This is a genomic window from Rhodococcus sp. WB9 (assembly GCF_007558985.1).
In the GTDB taxonomy this organism is placed as follows: domain Bacteria; phylum Actinomycetota; class Actinomycetes; order Mycobacteriales; family Mycobacteriaceae; genus Rhodococcus_F; species Rhodococcus_F opacus.
The window spans coordinates 52,148-65,442 of sequence record NZ_CP041769.1 but is presented as its reverse complement, the minus strand read 5'-3'; the positions used below and the strand labels follow the sequence as shown (position 1 = coordinate 65,442).

Below are 13,295 nucleotides of genomic sequence, written 5' to 3'. Positions count from 1 at the left end.
CTGTCGTTGCAGATCACAAAATCACGAACGAAACGTTCCGATTTTTGACATTCTCTGCCGGTTCCGGCGCGCCCCTGAAGGAGGATCACACATGAGCAAGAAGAAGAACGGTGCCGATCGCACCGCTGTCTCCGGTGTACAGAAGATGACACCGTCGGAGGCGTTCGTCGAGACGATGGTCGCCAACGGCGTCACCGACATGTTCGGCATCATGGGATCCGCCTTCATGGATGCGATGGACATCTTCGCTCCCGCCGGGATTCGACTCGTCCCGGTCGTGCACGAGCAGGGCGCGGGACACATGGCCGACGGGTATGCCCGGGTCAGCGGGCGGCACGGCATGGTGATCGGGCAGAACGGTCCGGGTATCAGCAACTGTGTCACCGCGATCGCCGCCGCGTTCTGGGCGCACAGCCCCGTCGTCATCGTCACTCCCGAGGCCGGCACCATGGGAACTGGCCTGGGCGGCTTCCAGGAAGCCAACCAGCTGCCGATGTTCCAGGAATTCACGAAGTACCAGGGGCACGTCAACAACCCGAAGCGCATGGCCGAGTTCACGGGCCGCTGCTTCGACCGCGCGATGTCCGAGATGGGCCCGACGCAGCTCAACATTCCGCGCGACTACTTCTACGGTGAGATCGAGACGGAGATCCCGCAGCCCACCCGCCTCGACCGCGGCCCCGGCGGGGAGACGAGCCTGAACGAGGCGGCGGAACTGCTGGCGCAGGCCGAGTTCCCGGTCATCGTGTCCGGCGGCGGCGTGGTGATGGCCGACGGTGTCGAGGAGTGCAAGGCACTCGCCGAACGTCTCGGCGCCCCGGTCGTCAACAGCTACCTGCACAACGACTCGTTCCCCGCCAGCCACCCGCTGTGGACCGGACCGCTCGGCTACCAGGGGTCCAAGGCCGCGATGAAGCTGATCAGTCAGGCCGACGTGGTGCTCGCCCTCGGCACCCGCCTCGGCCCCTTCGGGACGCTCCCGCAGCACGGCATGGACTACTGGCCGAAGAATGCCAAGATCATCCAGATCGACGCCGACCACAAGATGCTCGGCCTGGTCAAGAAGGTCTCCGTCGGAATCTGCGGTGACGCGAAGGCCGCTGCCGTCGCGCTCACCGAGCGGCTCGAGGGCAAGGCCCTCGTCTGCGACGGCAACCGTGCGGCACGCGGCGAGAAGATCGACGCCGAGAAGGCCGCGTGGGAGAAGGAACTCGACGAATGGACGCACGAGCGCGACGCGTTCAGCCTCGACATGATCGCCGAACAGGAAGGCGAGGACGGCAACTGGCTACACCCGCGTCAGGTGCTGCGCGAGCTGGAGAAGGCGATGCCGGAAGACGTGATGGTGTCCACGGACATCGGCAACATCAACTCCGTCGCCAACAGCTACCTGCGTTTCGAGAAGCCGCGCAGCTTCCTCGCCCCGATGAGCTTCGGCAACTGCGGTTACGCCCTGCCGACCGTCATCGGCGCGAAGGCGGCGGCACCGGAACGGCCCGCCATCGCCTACGCAGGCGACGGAGCCTGGGGCATGAGCCTGGGCGAGATCATGACGGCTGTCCGGCACGACATCCCGGTCACCGCCGTGGTCTTCCACAACCGGCAGTGGGGTGCGGAGAAGAAGAACCAGGTCGACTTCTACAACCGCCGCTTCGTCGCCGGTGAGCTCGAGAGCGAGTCCTTCGCCGGGATCGCACAGGCGATGGGCGCCGAGGGCATCGTCGTGGACAAGCTCGAGGAGGTCGGTCCCGCACTGCAGCGCGCGGTCGCCGCACAGATGAACGAGGGCAAGACGACGGTCATCGAGATCATGTGCACCCGCGAACTCGGCGACCCCTTCCGCCGCGACGCGCTGTCGAAGCCGGTTCGCCTGCTCGACAAGTACAAGGACTACGTGTAGTCCGCTCCCTGCGAGCACGTGGCCCCCGGCGCAGACGCCGGGGGCCACGTCCCGTGCCGTCCTGGTACCGACGATTCGACGTCGTCTGGACCTGTCGCTTCGCCGCCACGACCCCCACACTTCTGACGGAGACAACGGCGAACGAAAGCGGTGCAACAAGGTATGGCGGCAACGGTGTGGGATCTGTCGTTGCCTGCCCTCCTCTTCGCGCTCGGCGTGGTGGTGGCCGGCGGTGTCGTCCGCGGTTTCGGTGGGTTCGGTGGCGCGATGGTGTGGGTCGCGGGACTCGTCGTCCTGCTCCCGCCGACGTCGGTGATCCCGACCGTGTTCGTTCTCGAGGTCGTCGCGAGCGCCGCGATGCTGCCCCAGGTGTGGCGGCAGGTGCACTGGAAGTCGTTGCGCTGGTTGTTCGCCGGCACCCTGATCGGTATGCCGCTGGGGATGTGGGCGCTCACGCAGCTGTCCGGTGACCTGGTGCGCGTGCTGCTGGGAGTCGCGATCATCGGCTCCGCTGTCGCCATGGCCGCCGTCCCCGACCGGCAGTCGCTGCCCGGCCCCGGGGTGACCACGGTGACGGGAGTGGCATCCGGTCTCCTCAACGGCGGCTTCGCGCTCGGTGGCCCGCCCGCCGTCCTGATGTACTTCTCCGCGTCCACCCACGTGGCGGCCGGACGCGCCTCGCTCGTCGTGTTCTTCCTCGTCATCGACGCGTTCGGCGCCGCGGGGTCGGCTGCCGGTGGTCTGCTCACCGTGCCCGTCCTCGCACAGATCGCCCTGTTCACGCCGCTATGCATGTTCGGCGCCGCCGCGGGGAAATGGCTGTTCGACCGCACCACCGCCCAGCAGGTCCGTCAACGGGTGCTGTGGCTACTCGGCTTCCTCGGCGCCGCCGTCCTCGTGCAGGTGGCGTTGCGCTGACCGCGTTTCCCGGGAACTCGAATCCCCCGAATCGCGCTGGAACAGACTCAGACTCGACACCGACCGCTGCAGGCCGTCGAGAGTCCGGGGATCCCAGCCGGTCAGCTGTTGCCAGCGGTCGAGCCGGTAGGTGATCGAGTTCGCGTGCAGGTGGATGTCCCGCCCGGCCGCGCTGATGGAGAACTCGTTGCGGGCGAACGCCAATACCGCCTCGACGAGGTGCGGATGGTCCGCGGCGACGGCGACACCCGGCTCCAGCAGCGTGGCGAGCTCGTCGCGATGATCCGCCAGGGTGGCGGCCACCCATTCGTCGGCGAAACGGACCACCTCGCCGGTCGGCGAGGCCAGATGCAGGACGCGGCGCGCGTCCGTGATGCTCATCGCCGCGCCGGCCAGGCCGGGGCGGCCCAATCCGACTCCGACCGTGGTCCCCGGGTGACCGAGCCGGACCTCGCGGATGATGTCGTCGACCGGTGCGCGCTGGCTCAGGGCGATGATGACGGTGCCGTGCCCGCTGCATTGAGTGGTGCCCGGGATCGTGTCCAGGGTGCGTTGCAACCGTTCGAGCTGCGCTTCCGACCACTCCTCCGCGGCGACGCACACCGCTTGGAACTCGTGCTGCGGTGTGAAACCCAGCGCCTCAGCCAGCTCGCGCACATCGCGGTGGTCGCCGTCGACCGACCTCGCGAGGGCCTCGAAGAACCGGTATCGCACCCCCGCGCGGATGGCCTGTTCGCTCCGGGTCGCGTCGGTGTGTCCGACGGCGACCGCGCTGGTGGCGGTGTGGACGAGGTCCCACATCATGCCGCCTGCGCGCAGCAGGTCGGTTGTCGGCTCGGCGGCGGTGGCCACCATCGTGTTCCACAATTCGCGGGACGCGATGTGGTACGTCTCGATGACGTCGGACAGTGGCAATCCCTGCATTGCCCGGCGCCGGCCGAGCTGACGCGAACGCTCGAGGACGTCGTCGGCGAGAGGTTCGCTCTCCGCGAGGGCGCGCAACGTCGCCGCGAGCTGCCGACTGATGTATCCGCGCTGCTCGTCGATCGGTACGGCGGCGTACGACTGCAATTCGGCGCGGATCTGACCCACCGCTCGGTCGGTTACCGATTCGATCTCCTCCGAGACCTGCCGGCACAGCCGTTGGATCGTGTCTTCACCCACGGACTCGGGCACCCTCTCCCTCGCATTCCGCACTCCCGTGAAATTCACGAACCGCCGCGACGTTTTCCGGGATTCGCCCATGGCCCGAGGGGAGTGATTCAGCCCACACTAGTGCCAGAGTGCACGTCGACCGGCACCGGACCCAACCCGCGACGCCGGTGGACACAGTCGGAATAGGAGACAAAACAATCATGTCCAACGAGGCAAAAAGCGCCTTACTCGCGATAGGTGTCCCGTTCGCCGGGGTCCTGGGCGGGATCGTCGCCCTGTCCGGATCCACGGCCACGGTCTTCGGAGTCCCCATCCTGTTCGCGTGGTTGTTCCTGTGGATGCCGCTCACCTCGCTGTGCCTCCATCTCGCCTGGAAGCTATTCGACCGCAAAGACTTCGAAGCTGCCGAGCGCGCCGAATCGGCCGCTGCGAGCGCTGGGACGGGAGACCAGTCATGACCGCGGCCTTCTTCACCCTCGTCCTCGTCCTCGCCCTCGGGGCAGGCGTGCTGTCGCGGCGCGGCAGCAAGAAGGAGATCTCCGACTACCTGGTGGGTGGCCGGTCGTTCGGTCCGCTGCTGGTCTTCATCCTGGGAGCGGGCGAGGCGTACAGCATCGGCACCCTGATCGGGTTCCCCGGCGGCGTGTACGCGCACGGGGCGAGCTACGGCGTCTGGTTCATCGGGTACATCCTGCTGGCCTACCCGATCGGATACTTCTTCGCGCCCTACCTCTGGCGCGCGGGTAAGAGATACGGCGCCATGACCCTGCCCGATGTGGCCGGACGCCACTTCCGGTCGCGTGGGCTGGAATTGACCATCGCCATCGCTTCGGTCGTATTCCTCATCCCGTGGGGCCAGCTTCAGCTCGCCGGACTGCAGATCGCGCTGACCGGTCTGGGTATCTCCATCGACCCCACCGTCGCGGTCTTCGCAGGCGCGGCCCTCGCGCTGCTGTTCCTCATGTTGTCCGGGGTGCGCGCCCCCGCATTCGTGTCGTACGTCAAGGACACCGCCCTGTTGCTCGGCGCCGTCCTGATCGGTCTCGCGGCAGTGATCGAGACCGGTGGCACCGAGAAGCTGTTCGCCGCGGCGGCAGCCAGTGGTGGCGGCTCGGCCTCACACTCCACGGTCACCGGGTCGTCACTGACCTTCGTCCTGACGACGATCGTGTTCCAATCGGTCGGGTTCTTCATCTTCCCGATCATCGTGCAGGCCGTGCTCGCGGCGAAGTCCGAGGCGACGATCAAGCGGGTCGCCAAGTTCAACCCGCTGTACATGCTCATGTACCCGTTCCTCGTCGCCGCCGCCTTCGGGGCGATCACGCTGCTGCCCACGAAGCTCGAGGGCACGGAATCCGACCAGGTGCTCCTGCAGTTGTCGCGACAACTGTTGCCCGACTGGCTGACCGGCGTCGTCGCAGGCGGCGCGGCCCTCTGCGCGATCGTGGTCCTGTGCGGGGCGGCCCTCGGAATCGGCGCGATCGTGTCGCGCAACATTATTCCCGGGATCCCGGAATCCCGCCAACGGGTCTGGGTGCGTGGAGTCGTCGTGGCGTACCTCGGGATCTCGCTCCTGCTCACCCTCGCGACACCTCAGCTCCTGCTCACCCTGGTCAACACGGCGTACTACGGCGTCACCCAGGCCGCGGTGGTCTTCGCGACGATGGTCTTCGGATGGAAACTGCGCCCCGCTGCCCTCGCCATGGGCGTGGTGCTCGGCGACGTCGTGGTGCTGTGGCTGTATCTCGACAAGCACGGCCCGGTGTCCGTGTGGCTCGCCGAGCACGGTGTCAATCTCGGCGCGGCCGCCCTGGTGCTCAACATCCTCTTCGTGGTGTCGACGCGGGTGTTCTGGCCACCCACCGATCCCGTCCGCGGCCTACGCGCCGACGGCCGAACATCCGGCACCGCCGCGGGATCCGTGGCCGCACGCAGCGAAGTGGGTGCCTGATGTCCCGGACACTGCTCACCGCCGATTCGATCCACACCCAGGACCCGTCGTCGCCGACGGTCGAGGCGCTGGTCATCGACGGAGCCGACGTGATCGCCACCGGCACCAGGAAGGACATGGCGGATCGCGCCGGAGTCGGCGCCCGCCGCCTCGACCTGCCCGGGGCCACGGTGATCCCGGGTCTCATCGAATCGCACATCCACCCCACCTACGCCGGCCTCACCGACGGCTGGGCGGACTGCCGGACACCACCGTGCCGATCGATCGCCGACATCCAGCAGGCGTTGCGTGCCGCGGCCGCCGGCAGCGGATGGATCAGGGGGTGGGGTTACGACGACACCCAGATCGCCGAGGGGCGGCATCCGACCCGGACGGATCTCGACGCCGTCAGCACCGATCGTCCGGTCATCGTCCTGCACATCTGCGGGCACTTCGCCGTCGCCAACACCGCCGCACTCGCGGCCGCAGGCATCGACGAATCCACGGTGCCGGTCGACGACCCGCTCTTCCCTCGCGGCGCCGACGGTCGACTGACCGGGATGGCGTGGGAAATCGATGCGGTGGCGAGGCTCACCGCGGCGGTTCCCGCGTTGACCGAGCAGGAGGTCAACGGCGCCTTGCTTCGCAGCCTGCTGTCGGCGCGGTCGCGGGGTATCACCACGATCCACGATCTCGGGGTGGGTCTCTCGGCGGGCGAGCAGGAGCTGACCGCCTACCGCTCGCTCGACGCCTCGGGTGAGCTACCGGTGCACGTCGTCGGGTTCCTGCGCGGTGACATGGCGCTCGAGGCCCTGGACGACCGGGGAGTCACGTTTGAGCGCACACCCGGGGCCGGCGCACGCTTCCGGCTGGCCGGCGCGAAGTTCTGGGCCGACGGGTCGATCCAGGGGCTGTCCGCCGCCCTCCGCACGCCGTACGCGTGCGACCCCAGCCATCACGGCGACCTGCTCTACCCGCAGGCGCAACTCGACGAGATGATCCTGCGGGTGCATCGTGCGGGCGGTCAGGTCGCCGTGCACGCCAACGGCGACGCGGCGGTCGGTGCCGCGATCACCTCGCTGCGGAGGGCGCAAGCCACCGACGGCCGGGTGGGACGGCACCGCATCGAACACTGCCAGGTGAGCGCGCCCAGCGACCTGGCCGCGATCCGGGAAGCCGAACTCGGGGTGAGTTTCTTCGTCAACCACGTCTTCTACTGGGGCGACCGCCACCGCGACCGGTTCCTCGGTGCCGAGCGCGCCGCCGAGATGGATCCCCTCGCCTGCGCCGACGAACTGGGGCTGCGATTCGGACTGCATTCGGACTGCCCGATCACCCCGATGGATCCGCTGGCGACCATCAGGACCGCGGTCACCAGGATGACGAGGGGCGGCACGGTGCTCGGCGGAAACCAGCGGATCGGGGTGGATCGCGCGATCCGGGCCATGACCATCGACAGCGCGTACCTGGTACACGATGAGACCCGTGTCGGTACCTTGACGGCCGGCCGTCGTGCGGACCTGGTGGCGCTCGACGGCAGCCTCGGGGATCTCGCGGACGGCACCACCGAAATCCCCCGTCCCGCAGTGGTCATGATCGACGGAGAAGCGGCGGACATGCGGTAGCCCGAACAGCTGAAACGGAACCGGAACCCGTCTCCGCCGATCAGGCGAAGGCGGGTTCCCGCTACCGGCGGAAACTCCGGCGGTCAGGGGCCGGTGTTGTGGACCCGCAACTCAACGTGGGTCACCTCCTCGCACCCGGAGGTGACCGCGGCTTTGAGCGACGTGTTCGGCGGTCGCGGTCGCATCGTGCTCGACGGCGAGGTCGCGGTCCGTGCCCAGGGGTGGCCGTCGTTCGCGCGGTTGCAGAAGCGGACGAATACTCTGCGTCCGACCACGGCCCTGCGGCGGCAGGTGCCGGTCACTTACCTTTCGTTCGACGTTCTCTCTGCCGACGGTGGCGATTTGATGGCGGCGCCGTATCTGGAGCGCCGTGCTGCTCTCTCCGACCTCGGTCACGAGCTGCACGGGCCCGGCGTGCCCGTGCAGGCCTTGCCGCACTGGGAAAGAGTGGACAGGCTGAATCCTCGGTTGGTCGTGGACATGGCCTGCAGGGCGTCTGGTCAGGGTGGGCTTCGGCACCCCTCTCTGAAAGGCCGGCGCTTCGACGTCGATTTTCAATCGGTTCGTGTGGAGGACCTGTAACCGGCCAGAGGAAAGCCGCCGACACCTTCCCCGGCGTCAGCGGCTCCTCATCCCCTACGTCGGGAACGCTACGCAATGTAGGTCTTACCCGGCTCGGGGGGTGACAGTGACGCCATATCGCCTCTCGGCAAGTGGTCGCTCCCCGCGACTTTTCTGGTGTGGTACCCGGGGTATGAGCGCCACCATCAGGGTGTTCAACAGCGGCGGAGCGGGTGATATTCCGGCGCGCCACAAGCCTGGATCGTTGTAGAACTAAATTTAACTGCGCGAATAGAAGAGCCGGTAGGTGATGGTGAAGCCATTGCGATCGAGGCTGGTCGTTCGAGCCAACCGTGCTCACGTGCGCGGTGGTGGACGACTCCATGACGGCGGCATACATCGGCGAAAGCTGCTGCGGTGTACTGAGATCCGCGGTCGCTGTGAAATACCACGCCACCGACGTCACCACCGCGGGTGCGCACCGCCATCTCGATCGCGTCCGTAACGAGATCGGTGCGCATATGGTCGGTGATCGACCAACCCACCACCCGGCGTGAACAGATGTCGATCACCGTGGCCAAATACAACCACGAGGATCCCACTGGAATTTTGGTAGTGTCCCCACACCACTTCGAATCGACAGCCGTAGCAGTGAAGTTCCGCATCACCAGATCCGGGACCGGTGGGGCCGACTTGTCCGCGATCGTGGTGCGCTTGCGGCGGCGCAGGTGCCGGACCACCACGTGGTGGATCCGCATCAGCCGGGCCACTCGCTTGCGGTTGATCCTGCGCCCACGGGACCGGAGTTCGGCATGCACCCGAGGGGCGCCGTAGGCGCTGCGGTGCTCGGCATGGATGGCACGGATCTCGGCGACCGTCGTTGCTTCCTCGGCCTCGCGCTCGGCGCGAGCATCCTCGGTGGCGAGGTGCCGGTAGTACCCGGACCGGGAGGTCCCGAGCACCCGGCACAGCCGCTGCACGGAAGAACTCGGCGCGATGAGCGGAGATGAAGTCCCAGCGGCGGGTCTTCACTTCACCTCCTTTGCGAAATAGGCGGCTGCCCGGCGCAGGATCTCACGTTCGAGCTGCCATTCCTTCTCGGCACCGCGCAGCCGAGCGTTCTCTGCCCGCAGCCGCGCGAGCTCGTCCGCTTGGGTTTCCCCACCGGCGGTGCTGCCGGCCTCCGGGCGTCCATTGCGGACGGTGTCCTTACGGACCCACGTCCGCAGCGTCTCGCCACTGATACCCAGGTCCGCGGCGACCGCCGCGCACGTGCTGGCCGTCGGCCGCGCTGTACAGTGCGATCGCATCCTTCCGGAATTCCTCCGGGTATAGAGACTGGCGTCCCACTTCGACATCCCTCCTGGCTCTACTAGAACCATTGTCAGGGTGTCCACTCCAAGGGGGCAGCCTCACTAGCAAACCTGCGACCAGCAACTGCTCAACGACCTAACCTTTTCGACGGACGCCCGCACGTCTTGTCGATACGACTCCTAGAGCACACAGCAGCTGACCGGTAACCGCGCTTCGTCCGCTGTTACCGAAGTCGGCCGAGGAGGCAAAACGGGCTGAGTCCCGTTCTGCGGTCACCAGGGTCCGTTTTGGCCTGGACTACCGGTACACCGGAGAATGGCGCTCCACGGCGAACCTACTGTCAGTTTCAGCAGTGGACTGCACGGCGTGGTGGCAGTTTCTCAGTAAGTGCAGTGGTGTTCCGATAGTCTGGCGGTCAGAAGTGCTCTGCACATGCTCGCCCGATCCCCGACATAGTGCGATGCTCGCAACAAGACCGTCGGAGTGATTCGCTACCAGCCCTGGCAGGTGCGCTTCAACAACCATGAACCTTCGATCGTTGGCTTACTTGGTCCCGTTCCGAGGGTAAAGCGTGAGTGCTCAACCGGCGGGTCTGAGGAGTTTCACCTGCGACACCTCCGTCCGCCGCCGGAGCAGATGGTGGAGGTGTCGGATGGTCGACCGTGCTCCGCCGGAAATCCGCTGTCGGAGTGTGCTTTCCTCCTCTCGCCATCCCTATTTGTCATGCCCACCGTGCGGTTCCGTCGACTATGGACGCTCGAACTTGCGTGCTGCGATGATTGACGGGTGCTTCGATCGCACCGATCACGTGTGCCGCTCTGCCGAGCCCATCCCCTTCGGCGGCGGATGCGACCGCGCGGATATCTGGCGTGGGCGGCGGTGATCGCGGTCCACGGGGTGGCGGCGACGGCATGCGTTGCATCGTCGCCCGGCGGTGCGGCGTCCTTTCCCGCGCTGGACGTTGTCACCGAAATCGGTGATCTCGATCATCCTTGGGACGTGGTGGCCGCGCCGGACGGCACCTTGCTGACTGGGGAGCGGTCCGGTCGCTTCATTGTCAAGCGTCCGGACGGCTCCACCAGCGTGATGACCGCAGATCTGTCCGACCTCATCGTCCATAGCGAACTCGGTCTGATGGGTATTGCCCTCGCCTCCGATTTCGAGGTCACCCGCACTCTGTACACGTGCCAGACCCATGCGGCGGGCGAGGTCAGCGACATCCGGGTGCAGACCTGGACCGCGGATGCGCAGTGGACCGCACTGACGCCCACTGGTGTCCTGGTGACCGGGCTGCCGCTGAGCCCCCGTGGCCGGCACGGTGGTTGCCGCCTCCTTCCCCATCCGGACGGGACACTGCTGATCGGCACCGGCGACGCCACGCAGGCTACGGCGCCGCAGGATGTGAATTCTCTCGGCGGCAAGGTGTTACGCGTGGACGCCGCGACGGGGGCGCCCGCCGTGGGCAACCCGTTCCCCGACAGCGCGGTCTACACGCTCGGACACCGCAACGTCCAAGGACTCACGATCCGCCCCGGCACCGGGGACATCTACTCCGTCGAGCAGGGCACCCACCGCGACGACGAGGTGAACCGCCTGATCCCGGGCGGCAACTATGGATGGAAACCGGACACCGGCGACGATTTTTACGACGAATCCGTGCCGATGACCGATCCCGATCGCGTGCCCGGGGCACAGCCGGCGGTGTGGAGTTCGGGCCCCTCCACCATCGCCACCGCCAGCGGCACGTTTGTCACCGGGCGGGGCTGGGGCGACTGGGACGGTGCCCTGGCCCTCGGCGTCCTGAAGGGCCGCCAGGTGCGGTTCCTACGACTCGATCCCACCGGTATCCGTACCGTCACCGACACCACACCACCCGAACTTGCCGACGACTACGGCCGCATCCGCACAGTCGCCGCGCAGCCCGACGGGTCACTGCTCGTCACCACCGACAACGGCGGTGACGACAAGGTGCTCCGCGTGAGACCCGCGACCGGACGATGAGTCCCCACCAACGCGGGTCACACCGCGCGGCGGTCAAGCGCCTCCGGCTTCGCTCCCGAGGACCGATCTGTCACCACCCGACACCACAGCAGTCAGGCCGGGTCGATCAATGCCAACCGCGGGGTGCGCGACCCGAGGATGCCAGTCCCTTGTCAGTGGGCGACAGCGAGATGCACTCCTGGCCTGCGGTGTCCGAGGCGCACCGAGGGCATGTCGTGGGCGGTGGATCGGTGCCCGGCTCGGCCACGCCCACCGGCCGGGCGTGGCCGCGGCACAGCGTGGTCGGTGCCCGGGCCTTGGCCTGGTTCGAAAGACGCCTCCCGCATTCCGCGTAGGCGGAGGTGATCGACCGGCGATCGCGGCGGACAGCGCCCTGATGGGTGGGGGTGGGATCCGAGACGCGTTAGAGTGAGCGGCGGTGTGCCGGGAAGTCTGGTCGGCGAGAATTTGGCGAACCCGACGCAAGGACTGTTTCTCCGGTGCACTCACGCTTCCCGGCGCCTCGGCGCGCTCCGATATCGACTCCCGTTACAGGTGTGGGCGCATGACCCGCCCGTTGCGTCCTCACCCCGGAGCCGACGATCGAAGGCGTCGCCGACAGGGTCCGCGGACCGCCGCGCACCTGTTCGCGCTGGCGCTGTGGCCGGTCGCCGTGATGACGATGGCGCATCGCGTCCTGGTCAAGGCGGTGAACGGATACATCACCGACGATTTCACCCCGGTCTACAACGCCGCCCTCGCGTTCTGGAACGGCCGCGCCGTCTACACGGCGAACTTCTCCTCGGTCGATCCGCACTACCTGTACCCGCCGAGCGGAACCCTGCTGATCGCCCCGATCGCCGTGGTGCCTCCGGAGCTGTCCCGGTGGCTGTTCATCCTCGCCAACACCATCGCGATCGTCGTGGCACTGTATCTCCTGCTGCGGATGTTCAACCTGAGTGTGCGGTCGGTGGCCGCCCCGCTGTTGCTGTTGGGGGCGTTTGCGTCGGAGGCCGTGACGAACACGTTGGTGTTCACCAACATCAACGGGCTGGTGCTGCTCGGTGAGATGGCGTTCCTGGTTCTGCTGCTGCGGCGACGGGACTACTGGTCCGGGGCGGCGATCGGTGTGACCTTCGCGGTCAAACCGATCCTCGCGCCGCTGCTGCTGCTGCCGCTGGTGCGCGGGCAGTGGAAGGTGTTCGTCACCGCGGTCGGGGTCCCGCTGGTGCTGACCGCGGTGGCGTGGCCGCTGGCCGCGGACCCGGCCGCATTCCTCACCCATACCGCCCCGTACCTGATGGAGTCGCGGGACTATTTCAATAGCACGATCGTCGGCAACGGCGCCTACTACGGACTGCCGCCGTTGCTGATCGCGGGTCTGCGGACCCTGTTCGCCGCCCTGGTCGCGGTGTCACTGTGGCTGCTGTGCCGCTACCACCGCGGGGACGAGCTGTTCTTCGTCACGACCACCTCCGGGGTGCTGCTGGCGGGGTCGTTCCTGCTCGGCTCGCTGGGGCAGATGTATTACTCGATGATGCTGCTGCCGCTGCTGCTGTCGGTGGTGTTGCCGAACTCGGTGATGCGGAACTGGCCGGCCTGGTTGGCGGTGTACGGGTTTTTCAGCTACGACAGTTGGCTGTCCGGTCCCTTCCCCGAGGCCGGGCGGGCCGCGGAATACATGAAGACCACCTTCGGGTGGAGTCTGCTGCTGATCGTTATTTCCGGGGTGCTCGGGTACCGGCACCTGCACACGCGCCGGACACCGCCCGCGGTGCAGCCGGATCCGGTCATCGCGTGAAGGGCGGCGGCGCGCACCGGGCCCGCACGGAACCCGTGTCGGCGCACGGCGCGGAAAGTTCGCGGCGATCGGTGCCGAGAGACCACTGCCGAGATGAGTCGGTGAACACCC

The 13,295-nt window shown here is 67.3% G+C and carries 9 protein-coding genes and 1 pseudogene; 8 read left to right on the top strand and 2 right to left on the bottom strand.

What is annotated here, in order from left to right; translation table 11 throughout:
• Nucleotides 1–91 precede the first annotated feature (91 nt).
• Both xsc and FND50_RS00260 read left to right on the top strand, forming a co-directional pair.
• Nucleotides 92–1,900: a sulfoacetaldehyde acetyltransferase gene (gene xsc / locus FND50_RS00265; protein WP_144284361.1), complete on the top strand. Its 1,809-nt coding sequence runs from the start codon at nucleotides 92–94 to the stop codon at nucleotides 1,898–1,900.
• A 162-nt stretch (nucleotides 1,901–2,062) separates the two neighbouring features.
• Nucleotides 2,063–2,818, top strand: a complete 756-nt coding sequence (locus tag FND50_RS00260) for a sulfite exporter TauE/SafE family protein (protein WP_005254313.1) — start codon at nucleotides 2,063–2,065, stop codon at nucleotides 2,816–2,818.
• Here the strand turns inward: FND50_RS00260 and FND50_RS00255 are convergent.
• A complete protein-coding gene (locus FND50_RS00255; protein WP_144284360.1) occupies nucleotides 2,768–3,994 on the bottom strand; it encodes a CdaR family transcriptional regulator in 1,227 nt (408 codons plus the stop codon). The genes FND50_RS00260 and FND50_RS00255 overlap by 51 nt on opposite strands.
• 179 nt (nucleotides 3,995–4,173) lie before the next feature.
• On the opposite strand from FND50_RS00255, the gene FND50_RS00250 reads away from it, so the two are divergent.
• From FND50_RS00250 to FND50_RS00235, 4 genes are all read left to right on the top strand, one after another.
• Nucleotides 4,174–4,431 carry a DUF3311 domain-containing protein gene (locus FND50_RS00250; protein ID WP_144284359.1) on the top strand — a complete coding sequence of 86 codons (258 nt, stop codon included), beginning with the start codon at nucleotides 4,174–4,176 and terminating at the stop codon, nucleotides 4,429–4,431.
• Nucleotides 4,428–5,924 carry a sodium:solute symporter gene (locus FND50_RS00245; protein ID WP_005249208.1) on the top strand — a complete coding sequence of 499 codons (1,497 nt, stop codon included), beginning with the start codon at nucleotides 4,428–4,430 and terminating at the stop codon, nucleotides 5,922–5,924. Before FND50_RS00250 ends, FND50_RS00245 begins: the two co-directional genes overlap by 4 nt.
• Entirely contained in the window at nucleotides 5,924–7,528 is a 1,605-nt protein-coding gene (locus FND50_RS00240) for an amidohydrolase (RefSeq protein WP_144284358.1), read from the top strand. The genes FND50_RS00245 and FND50_RS00240 overlap by 1 nt, the downstream gene beginning before the upstream one ends.
• A gap of 153 nt (nucleotides 7,529–7,681) precedes the next feature.
• Nucleotides 7,682–8,110 carry a hypothetical protein gene (locus FND50_RS00235; protein ID WP_260850857.1) on the top strand — a complete coding sequence of 143 codons (429 nt, stop codon included), beginning with the start codon at nucleotides 7,682–7,684 and terminating at the stop codon, nucleotides 8,108–8,110.
• A 338-nt stretch (nucleotides 8,111–8,448) separates the two neighbouring features.
• Here the strand turns inward: FND50_RS00235 and FND50_RS00230 are convergent.
• A pseudogene (locus FND50_RS00230) lies at nucleotides 8,449–9,439 on the bottom strand (IS3 family transposase); the annotation flags it as partial.
• An 810-nt stretch (nucleotides 9,440–10,249) separates the two neighbouring features.
• On the opposite strand from FND50_RS00230, the gene FND50_RS00225 reads away from it, so the two are divergent.
• A complete protein-coding gene (locus FND50_RS00225) occupies nucleotides 10,250–11,404 on the top strand; it encodes a sorbosone dehydrogenase family protein (protein ID WP_144284356.1) in 1,155 nt (384 codons plus the stop codon).
• 544 nt (nucleotides 11,405–11,948) lie between these two features.
• Entirely contained in the window at nucleotides 11,949–13,184 is a 1,236-nt protein-coding gene (locus FND50_RS00220; RefSeq protein WP_144284355.1) for a glycosyltransferase family 87 protein, read from the top strand.
• The last annotated feature ends 111 nt before the right edge of the window (nucleotides 13,185–13,295 follow it).

Coding starts and splice junctions, on each gene's coding strand:
- FND50_RS00225 (WP_144284356.1), top strand. CDS start 10,250: ATGCGACCGCGCGGATATCTGGCGTGGGCGGCGGTGATCGCGGTCCAC.
- FND50_RS00250 (WP_144284359.1), top strand. CDS start 4,174: ATGTCCAACGAGGCAAAAAGCGCCTTACTCGCGATAGGTGTCCCGTTC.
- FND50_RS00245 (WP_005249208.1), top strand. CDS start 4,428: ATGACCGCGGCCTTCTTCACCCTCGTCCTCGTCCTCGCCCTCGGGGCA.
- FND50_RS00260 (WP_005254313.1), top strand. CDS start 2,063: ATGGCGGCAACGGTGTGGGATCTGTCGTTGCCTGCCCTCCTCTTCGCG.
- xsc (WP_144284361.1), top strand. CDS start 92: ATGAGCAAGAAGAAGAACGGTGCCGATCGCACCGCTGTCTCCGGTGTA.
- FND50_RS00240 (WP_144284358.1), top strand. CDS start 5,924: ATGTCCCGGACACTGCTCACCGCCGATTCGATCCACACCCAGGACCCG.
- FND50_RS00220 (WP_144284355.1), top strand. CDS start 11,949: ATGACCCGCCCGTTGCGTCCTCACCCCGGAGCCGACGATCGAAGGCGT.